This is a genomic window from Streptomyces sp. NPDC006458, assembly GCF_040612135.1.
Lineage (GTDB): Bacteria > Actinomycetota > Actinomycetes > Streptomycetales > Streptomycetaceae > Streptomyces.
Window position 1 is genome coordinate 165,985 of the sequence record NZ_JBEXPR010000011.1, and the last position, 17,458, is coordinate 183,442.

Genomic DNA, 17,458 nt, shown 5'->3' on the forward strand with positions numbered 1-17,458 from the left:
AAGGCGGTCGAAGGGCGCGGGAAACGACCGGCACCCCGCGCCCGACGACGGCGGGTCAGCCCACGGACGAGTAGGCGACGACTCCGCGCAGCAGCCCCTCGACGGCCTTGCGGGAGGCCTTCACCACGCTCGACCCCTGGGGCGCGGCCGCCTGGATCTGCCCGAGCACGTCGATCACCTGCTTGCACCAGCGCACGAAGTCGCCCGCGGGCATCTCCGCCTCCCGCAGCACCTCGTCGAGTCCCGTGCCGGAGGCCCACATGTACGCGGCCCAGGCGAAGCCGAGATCCGGCTCACGCTGCCCGACCCCCTCGGTCTGGGTGATCCGGAACTCCTCCTCCATCGCGTCGAGGCGGCCCCAGATCCGCACCATCTCGCCCAGCGCGGCCTTTGCCTTGCCGGAGGGCAGCTTCGGCGCGAGCGCGTCGTCACTGACCCGCGCCTCGTACACCAGCGCGGACACACAGGCGGCCAGCTCCGCCGGGTCGAGCCCCTCCCAGACCCCGGCGCGCAGGCACTCGCTGGCGAGCAGGTCGAGCTCGCCGTACAGCCGCGCCAGCCGCCGCCCGTGCTCGGTGACCTCGTCGTCGCGCAGATAGTCCAGCTCGGTCAGGAGCGCGACGATCCGGTCGAAGGTCCGGGCGATGGTGTTGGTGCGGCCCTCGATACGGCGCTCCAGCTGCGAGGTGTCGCGCTGCAGCCGGTGGTAGCGCTCGGCCCAGCGGGCGTGGTCCTCACGCTCGTTGCACCCGTGGCAGGGGTGTGCGCGCAGCGCGGTCCGCAGCCGCGCGATCTCGCGGTCGTCGGCGGCCTGGGAGCGGCGCTTGCGGTGCCGGTCGGGGACGATGTGCCCGGCCTTGGTGCGCAGCGCGGCGGCGAGGTCGCGGCGGGACTGCGGGGAGCGCGGGTTGAAGGACTTGGGGATGCGCATCCGCTCCAGCGCCTCCACGGGGACCGGGAAGTCGATCGAGGCCAGCCGCTTGACCTGCCGCTCGGCGGTCAGCACGAGCGGGCGCGGGCCGTCGTGGTGGTCGAAGCCGCGGTGGCCGTTGGACCGCCCGGCGGGCAGCCCGGGATCCAGCACCAGGGCCAGCCCGGCGTACTTGCCGGTGGGTACGTGGATGACGTCGCCGGGCTTGAGCCGCTCCAGGGCGACGGCGGCCTCCGCGCGGCGCTCGGTCGCGCCCTGCCGGGCCAGTTCGGTCTCGCGGTCCTTCAGCTCGCGGCGCAGCCGCATGTACCCCTCGAAGTCGCCGAGGTGGCAGGTCATCGACTCCTTGTAGCCGGCCAGCCCCTCCTCGTTGCGCTGCACCTGGCGGGAGATCCCGACGACCGACTTGTCGGCCTGGAACTGCGCGAAGGAGGTCTCCAGCAGCTCGCGCGAGCGGTGCCGTCCGAACTGCTCGACCAGGTTGACCGCCATGTTGTACGACGGCTTGAAGCTGGAGCGCAGCGGATAGGTGCGGGTGCCCGCGAGCCCCGCGAGCTGCTCGGGGTTCATGGCGCGCTGCCAGAGCACGACCGCGTGGCCCTCGACGTCGATGCCGCGCCGGCCCGCGCGTCCGGTGAGCTGGGTGTACTCGCCGGGGGTGATGTCGGCGTGCTGCTCGCCGTTCCACTTGACGAGCTTCTCCAGCACGACGGAACGGGCGGGCATGTTGATGCCCAGCGCGAGCGTCTCGGTGGCGAAGACGGCCTTGACCAGGCCGCGGACGAACAGTTCCTCCACGACCTCCTTGAAGGTCGGCAGCATGCCCGCGTGGTGGGCGGCGATGCCGCGCTCCAGGCCTTCCAGCCACTCGTAGTAGCCGAGGACGTGCAGGTCCTCGGTGGGGATGGAGGCGGTGCGCTCCTCGACGAGGGCGCGCACCTTGTCCCGCGCCTCTTCGTCGTTGAGTCGCAGGCCGGCGTACAGGCACTGCTGTACGGCGGCCTCGCAGGCGGCGCGGCTGAAGATGAAGGTGATGGCGGGCAGCAGTCCCTCGGCGTCGAGTCGCTCGATGACCTCGGGGCGGCCGGGCGTCCACACGCGTGAGCGCTGGCGCCGCTCGCGCTCGCGGTCGGCCTCGCGCATGGCGCGGCCGCGTCTGCGGTCCTGGTAGGACGGCCGGCTGGCCTCCATGCGGGCCATGCGGGTGAGGTCGGGGTTGACGGCCTTGCGGTGGCCCTCGCCCTCCTCGAACAGGTCGTACATCCGTCGTCCGGCGAGGACGTGCTGGAACAGCGGGACGGGCCGGTGCTCGGAGACGATGACCTCGGTGTCGCCGCGGACGGTGTCCAGCCAGTCGCCGAACTCCTCGGCGTTGGACACGGTCGCCGACAGGGACACCAGCGTCACCGACTCGGGCAGGTGGATGATCACCTCTTCCCATACGGCGCCGCGGAAGCGGTCGGAGAGGTAGTGCACCTCGTCCATGACCACGTGGCCGAGGCCGAGCAGGGTCTGCGATCCGGCGTACAGCATGTTCCGCAGGACCTCGGTGGTCATCACGACCACCGGGGCGTCGGAGTTGACGCTGTTGTCGCCGGTGAGCAGGCCGACTCGGTCCGCGCCGTAGCGGCGGCACAGGTCGGAGTACTTCTGGTTGGACAGCGCCTTGATGGGTGTCGTGTAGAAGCACTTCTTGCCCTGCTGGAGGGCGAGGTGGACGGCGAACTCGCCCACGATCGTCTTGCCGGAGCCCGTGGGTGCGGCCACCAGGACGCCCTTGCCCGCTTCGAGCGCCTGACAGGCCTCTATCTGGAAGGGGTCGAGGCCGAAGTCGTACATCTCGCGGAACGAGGCGAGCGCGGTGGTCTGCTCGGCGGCACGCTTGCGGGCCGCCGCGTACCGCTGTGCCGGTGAGAGGTCCTCTGTCATCGTGCTTTCGAGCGTACCGGTCCGCACTGACAACAGGACGATCATTAACCGGATCCGATGACCGGCCTCCGGCGATCTTCGCAGCTCAGGGCCGTGTGACCGGCGACGGCGACCGAGGGGCGTGCCCGCTGCGGACCCGTGGCCCGGGATGTTCACCGGCCGGAAACGCGGAGCGCACCCGGAAACGCGCGACGGGCGGGAGCACGTACAGGGCCGGAAACGCGAGCGCGGCCGGCAGCGCCGCGCGGGCGCCCCGGCCGCCTGCCGCGGTGGGCCGATCCATGGGACCGCTGGGGCCGCGCTCGCGGCCCGCACGGGATCAGGTGACGTCGTCGTAGCCGTTGGCCCGTTCCGTGGTGGTCTGCTCGGGCAGTGTGCGGCTGGCGCCGACGGCCTCGATCTCGCCGATGTCCTCGGGGGTGAGGTCGAGCTCGGAGGCCTCGTCGTCGCCGGGGCCCATGGCCTCCCGCGCACGCTTGCGCCGGTCGTTGAGGAGCGAGATGACAGTGGCGGCGAAGTAGAGCACCCAGATCGGCCCGGCCAGCGCCATCATCGACAGGGGGTCGGTGCTCGGCGTGGCGATGGCCGCGAAGACCGTGATGCCGAGGATCATGCCGCGCCACCAGCCGAGCATGCGCTTGCCGGTGATGGCCCCGGTGAGGTTCAGCATCACCAGCAGCAGCGGCAGCTCGAAGGAGAGACCGAAGACGATCACCATGCGGGTGACGAGGTCCAGCAGGTCGTCCAGCGGCAGCAGGTTGTCCACGCCGAAGGGCGTGAACTCGATCAGCACGTTCGCGGTGGTGGGCAGCACCGAGTAGGCGAAGTAGGCGCCCGCGAAGAAGAGCGGGACACCGGTGCAGACGAACGCGTAGGCGTACTTCTTCTCGTGCCGGTGCAGTCCGGGGGCGACGAACGCCCACAGCTGATACAGCCACACCGGCGAGGCGAGCACGACACCGGCCATCAGGGACACCTTCAGCGCGAGGGTGAAGGGCGCCAGCAGACCGTTGATCGTGATCTGCGCGCAGGGGCTGTCCCCCTCCTTCTTCGCGAGCTCGGTGAACGAGTCGGGACACCCGACCGAGTCCAGGACCGGCTTGGTGAAGAAGTCGATGATGTCGTTGTAGAAGAAGGCGGCCACGACGGTGATGACGACGATGGCCAGCACAGCCTTCGCGAGCCGGTTGCGAAGCTCACGCAAGTGCTCCGCGAGGGGCATGCGCCCCTCGGGGTCCTTCTCCGATGTGCGGGCAGGCTTCAGCAACCCACGTTCCCATCTCGTACGGCGGGCCGGAGGTCACCGGCCCTGCGTCAGCGCTTGGTGGAGTCCGTCGGCTCGGTGACCGGGCGGGAGCTGGTCACATCGCCGGGGGCGGCCTGGATGACGCGCTGCGCGGGGGCCTGCTCGTCGGGGTGCGGCGGGTCGGCCGGGGCGCTGGCCTTGCCGTCCTCCTTCATCGCCTTCGCCTCGCTCTTGAGGATGCGGGCGGACTTGCCGAGCGAGCGAGCCATGTCCGGAAGCTTCTTGGCGCCGAACAGCAGCAGGATGATGACGAGAATCAGGGTGATCTCAAGGGGGCCGATCTTGCCGCCGAACATATCTTTACCTTCTCACCGAGGCGAATGGGTAGGCGCTTGTCCGAACGATCGGACAAGCATCCGAACGATCGGCTTGTCAGCGATCGTAACGCTCGGGGGTGAACCTCAGGCAATCCCCATGCGTACTCCCGGCACGCGGTCCGGGCCTCGTTCTTCGGGCCGCGACCAGCAGAGTACAGTCCGCGCCTCGCGGCTCGACAGGGCGATACCGCCCAAATCGTGTAGCACACGTCTCCTCACAGCCGCGCGGGGCATCTTTCACAGCGAGTCGACGGCGCGCGCGGTGCGCACCGCCACCTCCTCCAGGTCCTCCGCCGCCCTTCCGATACGCCGCGCGGACTCCGTAACCTGTCTGCCCAGACGCTGCGCCTCCAGGAACACCCGCACCGCGAGCACCCCCAGGACGGCGACACCGAGGAAACCCATCACAACCGCGAACATCGGCCAGAACATGACGTCGAGATTAGAGGGTCCGCGGGCCTGTTCGTCGGTCAGGCCTCTAGAGACTGTGCAGCCGCAGGGTTCGCACGCCCCCGCCGGTCAGCAGCTCCACGATCCGCTCGCCCGCGGGCTTGCGCACCGACGCCCCGCAGTCCGGGCAGGTGAAGGAGTAGAACGTGGTGCGGCTGGAGGCGCCGATGGCCAGGCGCAGGGCACCGGCGGCGAGCTCGAAGTGGCCCCGGCAGTCCGGACAGCCGGCCCGGAACACCACCGGCGCCACACTTCTCATCCCGGCGAACGCGGCGGCCACCGACATGCCCCTGACCCCGGAGGACATCGACTCGCTCAAAGCTCCTGCTCCTGCCTGTCGAAGGGCCCGCCGAGGCCACGCTCGTGGCCGCCGGAAGCCGGGTGCGTTCCGCCCGCCGTGTCCAGGCCGTCGCGCGCCCTCGCCTCCAGGCCGTCGTAGGCCGCGAGGGCCTCACCGGCCGCGCGGCGCGCGCTGTCGGCGAGGTCGGCCGGCGCGAGGATGCGGCCGTCGGCGCCCAGGCGCAGGGCCAGGCGCTTGAGGGAGGCCGGGTCGGGGGTGCGCAGGGTGATGCGCAGGCCGCCGTCGGGCAGTTCCTCGGCGCTGTCGTGCGGGTAGTACTCGGCGACCCAGCGCCCGCCGGGCCCGACCTCGACCACGACCTCCGGGTCCTCGGCGGCCGGCTGCACGAGCGCCTCGGACAGGTCGCGCAGCTCGATCTCCGGCGGCGCGGACGGCTCGTCGAGAATGCGGATCTCCGCGACCCGGTCCAGCCGGAAGGTGCGGCGGGCCTCCGAGCGGCGGCACCAGGCCTCCACATAGGTGTGGCCGACGCTGACAAGACGGATCGGGTCGATCTCGCGCTCGGTGACCTCGTCGCGGGCCGGGGAGTAGTACCGGATCCACAGTCGGCGCCGCTCGGAGATGGCCCGGTCGACGTCGGCGAAGACACCGCCCTCGGACTCGAAGGTCACCGACAGCCGGGAGCTGGCGCCGGCCGCCTCGCCGGCCGCGGTCTCCACCTTCGCGGTGGCCCGCAGCAGCGCCTGCCGGTCGCTCTCGCGCAGCCCCGGCAGGGTGGCCACGGCACGCGCGGCCACCAGCAGCGCGGTCGCCTCGTCGGCGGCCAGGCGCAGCGGCTCGGCCGCGTCCGCGCCGAGCGCGGCCGGGTTGTGCCACCAGATGCGCTCGCCGTCGGTGTCGATGTCGAGCAGATCGCCGCCGCGGAAACTCGTGCCGCACATCGGCAGCACGTCGAGGTCGGAGACCAGTTCGTCCTCGGTGATGCCGAAGGCGCGCGCGACGTCCTCCACGCGTGCGCCGGGGCGCTCGCGCAGATACGTCACCAGCGACAGCATCCGCCGCGTCTGGTCGATGGCGTTCGTGGGCCTGACCGGTTTGCCTGCCACGTTCTTGCCCGCTCCCCCTCAGCCCTTGGCCACGGCACGCAGCCGGTCCACGACATCGGCCCGCAGTTCGGCGGGCTCCAGCACCACCACGTCCGGACCGAACTCAACCAGCCAGGCGTCCAGCCCGTGCCCGTACGGAATCTCCAACTCGTCCCAGCCCTCGCCGAGTTCCCGCACGACGGTGGCCTTCGCCCGAAGGGGGTACCCGGCGTCCTGGCGCAGCCGGATCAACGCGCTGCGGTCGGCGGTCTCCCCCGCCCAGCTCGCGACGGTCTCACGGACGGTGACCACGTCCGGCACGGGCGCGGTGAAGCGGGCGCTGCGGCTGCGGACCTTGCCGGTGATCCGCGACAGCCTGAAGACACGCTCGGCGCCCCGGTCGCGGTCGAAGCCGGCCAGGTACCAGTGGCCGCGCCAGCACTCCAGCGCCCACGGCTCCACCTGACGGGTCTCGGGCTGGGCGGCATTGGCCTTGCGGTAGTCGAAGACGACCGGGCGGCGGTCGCGGCAGGCCAGCATCAGCGGTTCGAAGGCCGCCTCGTGCACGGGGATGCGCGGCTCCAGCGCACTGTGCGCCTCGTAGGGGTCGACGTCCTCGGGCAGGCCCGCCGCGCGCAGCTTCTGCAGGGCGCCGCTGGCCGCCCCGGCGAGGCGCGCCTGCTGCCACACCTTGGCCGCGAGGCCGAGCGCGGCGGCCTCCTCGGCGTCCAGGGTGATGGGCGGCAGCCGGTTGGAGTCGCGGCGGGCGAGATAGCCGACCTCGCCGTCGAGGTTCTCCACGGTCTCGATGACCAGGCCCAGCTCGCGCAGATCGTCCTTGTCCCGCTCGAACATGCGGTTGAAGGAGTCGTCGCTGCCCGCCGCGCCCGTCTCCGGCCTGAAGGCCTCGACATAGGCCTCGATGGAGTCCCGCAGCTCACGCTTGCTGAGCGGCCGCCGCGTCCCGAGCAGACACAGCGCCAGATTCATCAGCCGCTCGGCCTTGGCAATGGCCATCGACGCCCTTCGCCTTCTTTATGTTGCTTCCGACCGATGACCGTACCGCTCCGCGGTCCCCCGGCAAAAGCCGAGGGTCCATGCCCGGACAGGCATGGACCCCAGGTGATCGACTCCGGTCGGACCAGGCGCGCTCGCCGTACGACGAGCACACCGCGACCGGACTCATCAGAACTCCGGTACGACGATCAGACCGCGACCAGGTCGCAGACGAAGATCAGCGTCTCGCCCGGCGCGATCTTGTCACCGGCGCCGCGGTCGCCGTACGCCAGGTGCGGCGGGATGATCAGCTGACGGCGGCCGCCGACCTTCATGCCCTGCACACCGTTGTCCCAACCGGGGATGACCTGGCCGACACCGAGCTGGAAACGCAGCGGAGTGCCACGGTTCCAGGACGCGTCGAACTCCTCACCGGTGGAGAAGGCGACGCCCACGTAGTGCACGGCGACGGTGTCGCCCGCCTTCGCCTCCGGGCCTTCGCCCTCCCACAGGTCCTTGATCTCAAGGTCCTTCGGGGGCTCGCCGCCCGGGAAGTCGACCTCGGGCTTGTCGATGCTCACGTCAAAAGCTCCTGCTTGTCTACGAACACAGCAACATGCCCAGTCTTTCATCCCGCGAGGCGGGACGCCCGCGACGGGGGCGGCGACGTCACATCTTGGCGAGGATGTCGACCGAGAAGACCAGCGTCGCACCCTTCTCGATCCCACTGCCCTGCGGCGGGTTGTCGCCGTAGCCCAGGTCCGGCGGGATCACGATCAGCACCCGGCTGCCCACCTTCTTGCCCGTGAGCCCCTGCGACCAGCCCTTCACCACCTGCTGGAGCGAGAACGACGTCAGCGCCTGACGGCTGTACGTCGAGTCGAACTCCTCGCCGTTCGACCACTGCACGCCCTTGTACTGCACCAGCACCGCGTCCTCGGCACCGACCTCCGCGCCGTCGCCCTCGATGACGTAGTTCGCCACCAGCTTCTTCGGCGCGTCCGCCTTGGGCACCTCGATGGACGGCGCCTTGCCGTCCGTGTTCGTGCCGACCTTCGGCAACGCCGCGTCGTCCTGCGTCACATCCGTGCCCTTGGCGGAGCTCTTCGCGTTGAACGTGGCCTGGATGTCCACCACGAACACCAGCGTGTCCGTGCCCTTGATGCCCGCCTGGGCATTGCCCTGCGTGCCGTAACCCCAGGTCGGCGGCACCGCCATCTGCACCCGGCTGCCGGCCTTCTTGCCCGTCAGCGCATACCGCCAGCCGTCGATGATGCTGCCCTGCGCCAGCTGGATCACCAGCGGCGTCCCACGGTCGTAGGAGTTGTCGAAGACCTTGGCCGTGGCCCAGATCTGGCCGAGATAGTTCGCCTGGATGTAGTCGTTCTCCGCGACCGTCTGGCCACCGCCCGGGATCACCGTCTTCACCGCCAGCTGGGCCGACGGCTCCACGGTGCCCTTCGCCACCGTCGGCTTCTCGTCGAACTTCACACCCGCCGTGATCGCCGGCAGCGGACCGTCCACGATCTTCGGCGCCGGAGCCTGCGACGGACCCGACTCCGAGGGCGAGGGCGAGGGCGTCGCGCTGGCGCTTTCCTTGCTCGAATCGGACTTGTCGTCGCCGCATCCGGCGAGCGTGACCAGTCCGGCGGGAACGGTGGCAAGGAGGAGGGAGCGTCGGCGCACGGTGGGGGCCTCGTAATCGAATCGATCTTCCGGATGGGCGTGCGCGCAACTCTACGGCGTGAGAAGGGCGCCGTACGAGAAACGTACGGCGCCCGTGTGGCGTTCCGGCACGAACCGGAAAACGCCTGCTCACATTCCTGCGATCAGCTTCTCCACCCGATCGTCCACCGAACGGAACGGGTCCTTGCACAACACCGTGCGCTGCGCCTGGTCGTTCAGCTTCAGGTGCACCCAGTCCACCGTGAAATCACGGCGCTGCTCCTGCGCCCGGCGGATGAAGTCGCCCCGCAGCCGCGCCCGAGTCGTCTGCGGCGGAACCGACTTGCCCTCGAAGATCTTCAAGTCGTTGCAGATCCGAGCCGCTTGCCCCTTGCGCTCCAGCAGGTAGTACAGCCCACGACGACGGTGGATGTCGTGGTAGGCGAGGTCTATCTGCGCCACCCGCGGATGCGACATCGTCATGTTGTTCTTCGCCCGGTACCGCTCGATGAGCTTGTACTTCATCACCCAGTCGATCTCGGTGCCGATCCGGTCCAGATCCTCACTCTCGATCGCGTCCAGCGTGCGGCCCCACAGCTCCAGCACCTGCTCCACCGTGCCGGTGCGGATGCCACGCCGCTCGCAGAAGTCCACGGCCTTCTCGTAGTACTCGCGCTGCACCTCCAGCGCGGACGCCTCCCGGCCGCTCGCCAGGCGCACCTTGCGCCGGCCCGTGATGTCATGACTGACCTCACGGATCGCGCGGATCGGGTTCTCCAGCGTCAGATCCCGCATCACCGTGCCCGCCTCGATCATGCGCAGCACCAGATCGGTCGCACCGACCTTCAGCAGCATCGTCGTCTCGGACATGTTCGAGTCGCCCACGATGACATGCAGTCGGCGGTACCGCTCCGCGTCCGCGTGCGGCTCGTCACGGGTGTTGATGATCGGCCGGGAACGCGTCGTCGCCGACGAGACACCCTCCCAGATGTGCTCCGCCCGCTGGCTCACGCAGTACACCGCACCACGCGGCGTCTGGAGCACCTTGCCCGCGCCGCACAGCAACTGGCGCGTCACCAGGAACGGAATCAGAATGTCCGCCAGCCGGGAGAACTCCCCGTGCCGGGCCACCAGATAGTTCTCGTGGCACCCGTAGGAGTTACCCGCCGAGTCGGTGTTGTTCTTGAACAGGTAGACGTCGCCCGCGATTCCCTCCTCGTGCAGGCGTCGCTCCGCGTCCACCAGAAGTCCTTCGAGAATGCGCTCCCCGGCCTTGTCGTGAGTGACCAGTTCGGTCACATTGTCACACTCGGGTGTCGCGTATTCCGGGTGTGACCCCACGTCCAGATACAGACGAGCGCCGTTCCGCAGAAACACATTGCTGCTGCGGCCCCATGACACGACACGGCGGAAGAGGTACCGCGCCACCTCGTCAGGCGACAGACGGCGCTGTCCCCTGAACGTGCACGTGACGCCGTACTCGTTCTCCAGCCCGAAAATGCGGCGGTCCATGACTGAACATTACGCCCGATCACCTGAACTGAAACGGGGTTCGGCAGCACGATTTGGATCATTTTCCGATGAAGCCGCAACGACCCCGCCCCGCGCCGGAGCTGCGAGGACCCGTCCCGTCGCCACCAGGACCAGCAACGACACCGCCCCCGCGACCCCGGGAACGGCGAACCCCCACACCGTCCCGCCCCACTCCACGACCGGTCCCGCCAGCCCCGTACCCACCGACGCACCCACCGTGAACGTCGTCACGAGCCACGAGAACGCCTCGGTGACCGTCCCGCTCGGCGCATGCCGGTCCACGATCACGAACGCACACGCGATCGCCGGTGCCAGGAACACCCCCGACACCGCCGCCAGCCCCGTCATCGCCACCGCACCGGGCATCAGCATCAACGGCAGATAACACACCGCCAGAAGCCCCACCAGCACCCGCAGGCGCCGCTCCGGCGCACCCGCCCAGCGCCGCGCCCCGTACACCGTGCCACCCAGCAGGGCCCCCAGCCCCAGCGCCGCCATCAACCAGCCGTACACCGCGTCACCGCCGTGCCCGTCCGCGTACGACATCGCCGCAACGGTGATGGACCCCAGCGCCACCCCCACGAACAAGAACGCCCCCAGCAGCGCCAGCAGCCCCGGCGAGCGCAGCGCACCCAGCCAGTGCGCCTCCCGCGGCGCCGAACGCCACGCCCGCGAAGGCGCCGACACCACCACCGACAGCGCGCCCAGCACCCCGACGAGATTCAGCACCAGCACCGCCGCCTGCGCCGACCACACCGACACACCCAGCGTCAGCAGCAGCGGGCCGACCGTGAACATCACCTCCTGCGCCACCGCGTCCATCGCGTACGCCGTGTGCACCTGGTCCTCACGACGCAGCACCGACGGCCACAACGCCCGCAGACCGCCCTCCAGCGGCGGCGTGAACAGACCCGACAGCACCACCGCGACATAGGCGAGCGGCAGCGGATCGAGAGCCGTCAGCGCGAAGCCCGCCATGGCCAGCGCCGACAGCACCGCCGCGGGAAGCTGCACCCGCGGCTGCCCGTGCAGGTCCACCAGCCGCCCCAGCACCGGCTGCCCCACCGCGTTCGCCACGCCGTAGGCCGCCGCCAGCCCGCCCGCCAGGCTGTACGAACCGCCCTCGGCCCGCACGAACAGCACGATCGCGATCGCCGCCGTGGCGTTCGGCAGCCGCCCCACCAGCGTCCCCGTCAACAGCCGGGCGGCGTGCTTCGCCCTGAGGATCTCCAGGTATCCCGCGGCCATGATCCGCCTCTCCGACTGAGGTTTTACGTATAACGTCCTCCGTCATACGTACCATGTGCGCTGTTCACCCGTCCATACGACGAAGCGACCCACCCACCCGCCACACGGCGGACGACCCCCAGAAACGGAGCACCCGGACGGTGGCACCCGGCAGCCCACGCCCCACCAGCCGCGACGTCGCCCAGGCCGCAGGCGTCTCCCAGGCCGCCGTCTCCCTCGTCCTCGGCGACAAATGGCGCGGTCGCGTCTCCGAAGCCACCGCCGCCCGCGTGCGCCAGGCCGCCCAGGACCTCGGCTACCGGCCCAACCTCGCCGCACGCAACCTGCGCCTCGGCCGCACCCGCACCGTCCTCCTCGTCGTCCCCGCCCTCACCACCGAATTCTTCGCCGGCGTCTACACCGGCGCCGCACGCGTCGCCGCCGCACACGGCTTCGGCCTCGTCCTCTACCCCTCCCCCGAAGGCATCGGCCCCGCCCGCGACCCCTTCGCCTCCGCCCGGGCCGCCCTCGACGGCATCATCGCCTCCTCCATGGCCGCCGACGCCCTCACCGCCCTGCGCGGCGACCAGCTCCCCCTCGTCATGCTCGACAGCGACCCCCAGGGCAGCCACGGCGCCACCACCGTCAACCTCGACATCACCGACGGCATCCGCCAGATCACCGGCCACCTCCTCGGCCTCGGCCACCGCCACGTCCTGCACCTCGCCGCCGACGTCCCCTCCTGGACCTTCGAGATCCGCGCCCAGGAACTCGCCGACCGCCTCGCCGACCACCCCGGCACCACCCTGCGCACCATCCGCACCCCCCTCACCATCGACGCCGCCCGCACCGCCGCCGAAACCGCCCTCACCGCCCCCGGCACCCGCCCCACCGCCGTCGTCTGCGACGACGACCTCCTCGCCGCCGGCACCTACAAGGCCGCCCGCCGCCTCGGCCTGCGCATCCCCGACGACCTCTCCGTCACCGGCATCGACGACCTCGGCCTCGCCACCGCCATCGACCCCGAGCTCACCACCGTCCGCCTCGACGCCGAGCTCTTCGGCGAACAAGGCATGCACGCCCTCCTCGCGGTCCTGGAGGGCCGCTCGGCCGACAGCGGGGACATCCCGGTCCAACTCGTCGTCCGTGCCTCCACAGCGCCCCCACCGGGCCCCTGAGACGCCGGATGCCCCACGCCTGGCGAGGCGCGGGGCATCCCGAAACACATCCGTGGCCGACTGACGGCGAGGCCGGCGGTCTCCGCGGCCGACGACCAACGCGGCCGACGGTCAGCGCGGGCCACGGTCAGAGCGGCCGGCGGTCAGCTCTCCTCCGAGGAATCCTCCTCCTCGGCATCCACCGCCGCCGCACCCTGCTGCTCAAGCAGCCGCTCCAGCTGACCACCCTGGATCCGCCTGAACTTCCGCTTCTGCGGCCGCGTACGGTCCAGCACCGCCACCTCCAGCCGCTCCGCCGGAATCTCCCGCTGCGTACCGTTCGACTCCCGCGACAACGCCTGCACCGCCAGCTTCAGCGCCTGCGCGAGACTCATCCCGTCCTCATGGCGCTGATCCAGATAGTTGCTGATCAGCTCCGCATTGCCACCGACCGCCACCGAACCGTGCTCATCCACGATCGACCCGTCGTGCGGCAACCGGTAGATCTGGTCCGACTCCGGCGTCTCGCCGACCTCGGCCACCACCAGCTCCACCTCGTACGGCTTCTCACCCACACTCGAGAAGATCGTGCCCAGCGTCTGCGCGTACACATTCGCCAGACCACGCGCCGTCACGTCGTGACGGTCATAGGTGTAACCCCGCAGATCGGCATACCGCACACCACCGATCCGCAGATTCTCGTACTCGTTGTACTTACCGGCGGCCGCGAAACCGATCCGGTCATAGATCTCGCTGAACTTGTGCAGCGCGCGGGACGGGTTCTCACCGACGAACACGATGCCGTCGGCAAACTGCAGCACAACCAGGCTGCGGCCCCGGGCAATGCCTTTACGGGCATACTCCGCCCGATCCGCCATCGCCTGCTGAGGTGAGACATAGAACGGCGTCGACACCGGTTATCCGTCCCTTTCTGTCGAAATCACTCGATCACCTTGCACAACCGACAGCCCGCTACAGCAGTGCGGCCCGCGGACCGTCCGGCTCCTGAAGCCGTCGCTCCAGCACCGAACGCGCGACCTGCGAGACCTCGTCCTCCGTCAGCCGGCGGAAACCGTCCTCGGTGATCACGGTGATGATCGGATAGATCCGGCGAGCGACATCGGGACCACCCGTCGCCGAGTCGTCGTCGGCCGCGTCGTACAGCGCCTGCACGACCAACGTCGTCGCCTGCTCCTCACTCAGGTCGTCCCGGAACAGCTTCTTCATCGCCCCACGAGCGAAGATCGAACCCGAACCCGTGGCGGCGTAACCGTGCTCCTCGGAGCGCCCGCCCGTCACGTCGTACGAGAAGATCCGCCCCTTGCCCCGGTCGACGTCGAACCCGGCGAACAGCGGCACCACGGCGAGACCCTGCATCGCCATGCCCAGATTCGACCGGATCATGGTCGACAGCCGGTTCGCCTTGCCCTCCAGCGACAGCTGCGCGCCCTCGACCTTCTCGAAGTGCTCCAGCTCCAGCTGGAACAGCTTCACCATCTCCACGGCCAGACCGGCGGTGCCGGCGATGCCCACGGCCGAGTACTCGTCCGCCGGGAACACCTTCTCGATGTCCCGCTGGGCGATCATGTTCCCCATGGTCGCCCGCCGGTCACCGGCGAGCACGACCCCGCCAGGGAACGACACCCCGACGATCGTGGTCCCGTGCGGAGCCTCGACCACGCCCTTCGTGGGCGGCAGTTGCCTGTTCCCCGGCAGCTGCTCCGGCTGGTGCGCGGAGAGGAAGTCCATGAACGAGGAGGACCCAGGCGTCAGGAAGGCAGCTGGTAGACGCCCGGTGCTACGAGTGTTGGCTTCCACGCGATTCCTTCCACATATGCTGCAGCCCGCCTCATGACGTCGGGCCGATCCTTGAACTGCCCCAGCGCGGCATTGCAGCTGAAGCACAGTACGTATCGGACCCTACCCGTCTTGTGGCAGTGATCCACATGTTCGGGCACAGCCGCCGAACAGATGCAGCAAACGCCCCCTTGAGAGGCGAGCAGCTCATCACGTTCGGCTTCGGTCATCCCGTACTGACGCTTCAGATGGCCTTGTCGCCCCTGAACGGCACGGCACGCCTTGCATCGCGTCGACAAACCGTCGGACGCACTCGCATTGCGATGCCACTCGCTGTGCGGCTTCACCTCGCCGCACGCCCGGCAGAGCTTGTGCCCGAACGGGACGTCCGCCTTTTCCCGCACGGGCTTGCCGATGGCCTCCCGGCGGTGCCCGTAGCGCGTGGCACTGCACTCCGCCACGCACTCCCGGCACCGCACCTGAAGGCCACCGCGTCGATTCCTGTCTCGCGCGAACGCAGAGAGCGGCAGGCTCCGACCGCATCCACTGCAATGCTTCTCGGGCGCTTCCTCAGACATCCCCCGCAACCTTCACTTCGAAGGCGAGCTGATCCGAGAGCCTTTACTCGCCGCCCTTTTGCACGAAGCTTCGAACGAAGTCCTCGGCATTCTCCTCGAGTACGTCATCGATTTCGTCGAGGACGGAGTCCACGTCGTCGCTCAGCTTCTCCTGACGCTCCTTGAGGTCCTCGGAGGCCTGCGCCTCCGCCGCCTGCTCCTCGACCTCTTCAGTGGAGCGCGTCGCCTTCTGCTGGCCGCCGCCGGTGTCCTTGGTCGCCATAACCCTCACCCCGCTCTGTTGCCCGACATGGTCGACAGTTCGGCTTTCCTGCCGATCGGTGATGATCAGACCCTACAATCCGGGTCCGACATCGGCCCCGCGTTTGTTCAACGTTCGGGGGCCATCTCGATGATTCCCTCGCGCCGGGATTTCCACCCCGGGCGCCCGGTCCGGTCCAGTGGTGTTCGAGTGGGTGTTCAGCCGCCCGAGAGCACCCTGACCAGCTCTTCCGCGGTGCGGCAGCGGTCGAGGAGCTCCTTGACGTGATTTCGCGTTCCGCGTAGCGGTTCCAGGGTTGGGACGCGCTGGAGGGAGTCGCGGCCGGGAAGGTCGAAGATGACCGAGTCCCAGGAGGCGGCGGCCACGTCGTCGGCGTACTGGTCGAGACAGCGGCCGCGGAAATAGGCGCGGGTGTCCTCGGGTGGCGTGGACTTGGCCCGCTCGACGTCGGTCTCGTCCAGCAGGCGCTTCATGCGGCCGCGGGCGACGAGACGGTTGTAGAGGCCCTTCTCGGCCCGTACGTCGGCGTACTGGAGGTCGACGAGGTGGAGGCGGGCGGCGTCCCATTCGAGGCCGTCACGGCGGCGGTAGCCCTCCATGAGTTCGCGCTTGGCGACCCAGTCGAGTTCGCCGGCGAGGCTCATGGGGTCGTTCTCCAGCCGCGTGAGGGTGTCCTCCCAGCGGGCGAGGACGTCCTTGGTCTGGTCGTCGGCGTCGGCGCCGAAGCGTTCCTCGACGTACTTGCGGGAGAGTTCGAAGTACTCCATCTGGAGTTGTACGGCGGTGAGTGTCCGGCCGCTGCGGAGCGTGACCAGGCGCTTGAGCGTGGGGTCGTGGCTGACCTGGTGGAGAGTGCGGACGGGCTGGTCCACGGCCAGGTCGACGGCGATGAAGCCGTCCTCGATCATCGACAGGACGAGGGCGGTGGTGCCCAGCTTGAGGTAGGTCGAGATCTCGGACAGGTTGGCGTCGCCGATGATCACGTGCAGGCGGCGGTACTTCTCCGCGTCGGCGTGGGGTTCGTCGCGGGTGTTGATGATGGGGCGCTTGAGGGTGGTCTCCAGTCCGACCTCGACCTCGAAGTAGTCGGCGCGCTGGCTGAGCTGGAAGCCGTGCTCGTGGCCGTCCTGGCCGATGCCGACGCGGCCGGCTCCGGCGAAGACCTGGCGGCTGACGAAGAAGGGCGTGAGGTGGCGCACGATGTCGGAGAAGGCGGTTTCCCGCTTCATCAGGTAGTTCTCGTGCGTGCCGTAGGAGGCGCCCTTGTTGTCGGTGTTGTTCTTGTAGAGGTGGATGGGCTGGGCGCCGGGGAGTGCGGCGGCGCGCTCGGCGGCCTCGGCCATGATGCGTTCGCCGGCCTTGTCCCAGAGGACGGCGTCGCGGGGGTTGGTGACCTCGGGGGCGCTGTATTCGGGGTGGGCGTGGTCGACGTAGAGCCGGGCGCCATTGGTGAGGATGACGTTGGCCAGGCCGATGTCCTCGTCGGTGAGCTGGCTGGAGTCGGCGGCCTCGCGGGCGAGGTCGAAGCCCCGCGCGTCGCGGAGCGGGTTCTCCTCCTCGAAGTCCCAGCGGGCCCGGCGGGCCCGGTGCATCGCCGCCGCGTAGGCGTTGACGATCTGGGACGAGGTGAGCATGGCATTGGCGTTGGGGTGGCCGGGGACGGAGATGCCGTACTCCGTCTCGATGCCCATTACTCGCCGTACGGTCATGCGGCCCTCCTTGCCCGGCGGCGTCCTCGGTCATGGGCGCCGCTCAAGTACCGCTGGCGCTGGGTTGCGTGTGCGGTGCCCGTCCCCGCACTGCGCGACTCGGCGGTACCGAAGAGCCTAGAACGGCTCTGCGCTGGTGTGGAGATCATTTGCGATTTGGCTTGTCCGGCTGTGCCCGGAAAACAGTCGGCTGCGGGTACCCGGTGGTGGGCACC

Annotated in this window: 17 protein-coding genes; 1 reads left to right on the forward strand and 16 read right to left on the reverse strand. The window is 69.6% G+C overall.

Features of this window, described 5'->3' with window-relative positions:
- Nucleotides 1–55: 55 nt before the first annotated feature.
- The 11 genes from ABZZ79_RS17370 to ABZZ79_RS17420 form a co-directional block, all read right to left on the reverse strand.
- Entirely contained in the window at nt 56–2,905 is a 2,850-nt protein-coding gene (locus ABZZ79_RS17370) for a DEAD/DEAH box helicase (protein WP_356689772.1), read from the reverse strand.
- A gap of 274 nt (nt 2,906–3,179) precedes the next feature.
- A complete protein-coding gene (tatC, locus tag ABZZ79_RS17375) occupies nt 3,180–4,127 on the reverse strand; it encodes a twin-arginine translocase subunit TatC (RefSeq protein ID WP_356689773.1) in 948 nt (315 codons plus the stop codon).
- A gap of 47 nt (nt 4,128–4,174) precedes the next feature.
- Nucleotides 4,175–4,462: a Sec-independent protein translocase subunit TatA gene (tatA, locus tag ABZZ79_RS17380; RefSeq protein ID WP_356689774.1), complete on the reverse strand. Its 288-nt coding sequence runs from the start codon at nt 4,460–4,462 to the stop codon at nt 4,175–4,177.
- A gap of 258 nt (nt 4,463–4,720) precedes the next feature.
- Entirely contained in the window at nt 4,721–4,915 is a 195-nt protein-coding gene (locus ABZZ79_RS17385) for a hypothetical protein (RefSeq protein WP_356689775.1), read from the reverse strand.
- Between the two features lie 46 nt (nt 4,916–4,961).
- Nucleotides 4,962–5,252, reverse strand: a complete 291-nt coding sequence (locus ABZZ79_RS17390; protein ID WP_356689776.1) for a hypothetical protein — start codon at nt 5,250–5,252, stop codon at nt 4,962–4,964.
- Complete coding sequence (locus tag ABZZ79_RS17395; protein WP_356689777.1) at nt 5,249–6,340, reverse strand: WYL domain-containing protein; 1,092 nt, start codon at nt 6,338–6,340, stop codon at nt 5,249–5,251. The genes ABZZ79_RS17390 and ABZZ79_RS17395 overlap by 4 nt, the downstream gene beginning before the upstream one ends.
- A gap of 18 nt (nt 6,341–6,358) precedes the next feature.
- Complete coding sequence (locus ABZZ79_RS17400; protein WP_356689778.1) at nt 6,359–7,336, reverse strand: WYL domain-containing protein; 978 nt, start codon at nt 7,334–7,336, stop codon at nt 6,359–6,361.
- Nucleotides 7,337–7,524: 188 nt separating this feature from the next.
- Nucleotides 7,525–7,896, reverse strand: coding sequence for an FKBP-type peptidyl-prolyl cis-trans isomerase (locus ABZZ79_RS17405; protein WP_356689779.1), 372 nt, complete (start codon nt 7,894–7,896; stop codon nt 7,525–7,527).
- An 88-nt stretch (nt 7,897–7,984) separates the two neighbouring features.
- Nucleotides 7,985–9,001 (reverse strand): FKBP-type peptidyl-prolyl cis-trans isomerase, encoded by a 1,017-nt coding sequence (locus tag ABZZ79_RS17410; RefSeq protein WP_356689780.1) that lies wholly within the window; start codon nt 8,999–9,001, stop codon nt 7,985–7,987.
- 129 nt (nt 9,002–9,130) lie between these two features.
- Nucleotides 9,131–10,492: a Pup--protein ligase gene (gene pafA / locus ABZZ79_RS17415; RefSeq protein ID WP_356689781.1), complete on the reverse strand. Its 1,362-nt coding sequence runs from the start codon at nt 10,490–10,492 to the stop codon at nt 9,131–9,133.
- A 9-nt stretch (nt 10,493–10,501) separates the two neighbouring features.
- Entirely contained in the window at nt 10,502–11,761 is a 1,260-nt protein-coding gene (locus ABZZ79_RS17420; protein ID WP_356689782.1) for an MFS transporter, read from the reverse strand.
- Between the two features lie 140 nt (nt 11,762–11,901).
- Here ABZZ79_RS17420 and ABZZ79_RS17425 point away from each other — a divergent pair, with 140 nt between their 5' ends.
- Nucleotides 11,902–12,918, forward strand: a complete 1,017-nt coding sequence (locus ABZZ79_RS17425) for a LacI family DNA-binding transcriptional regulator (RefSeq protein WP_356689783.1) — start codon at nt 11,902–11,904, stop codon at nt 12,916–12,918.
- Nucleotides 12,919–13,061: 143 nt separating this feature from the next.
- On the opposite strand, the gene prcA is transcribed toward ABZZ79_RS17425, so the two are convergent.
- The 5 genes from prcA to dop form a co-directional block, all read right to left on the reverse strand.
- A complete protein-coding gene (gene prcA / locus ABZZ79_RS17430) occupies nt 13,062–13,811 on the reverse strand; it encodes a proteasome subunit alpha (RefSeq protein WP_356689784.1) in 750 nt (249 codons plus the stop codon).
- A gap of 58 nt (nt 13,812–13,869) precedes the next feature.
- Nucleotides 13,870–14,715, reverse strand: a complete 846-nt coding sequence (gene prcB / locus ABZZ79_RS17435; RefSeq protein ID WP_356689785.1) for a proteasome subunit beta — start codon at nt 14,713–14,715, stop codon at nt 13,870–13,872.
- Nucleotides 14,667–15,272, reverse strand: coding sequence for an endonuclease VII domain-containing protein (locus ABZZ79_RS17440; RefSeq protein WP_356689786.1), 606 nt, complete (start codon nt 15,270–15,272; stop codon nt 14,667–14,669). The genes prcB and ABZZ79_RS17440 overlap by 49 nt, the downstream gene beginning before the upstream one ends.
- A gap of 43 nt (nt 15,273–15,315) precedes the next feature.
- A complete protein-coding gene (locus ABZZ79_RS17445; protein WP_037760434.1) occupies nt 15,316–15,534 on the reverse strand; it encodes a ubiquitin-like protein Pup in 219 nt (72 codons plus the stop codon).
- A gap of 197 nt (nt 15,535–15,731) precedes the next feature.
- Nucleotides 15,732–17,243: a depupylase/deamidase Dop gene (gene dop / locus ABZZ79_RS17450; RefSeq protein WP_356689787.1), complete on the reverse strand. Its 1,512-nt coding sequence runs from the start codon at nt 17,241–17,243 to the stop codon at nt 15,732–15,734.
- Nucleotides 17,244–17,458 lie beyond the last annotated feature (215 nt).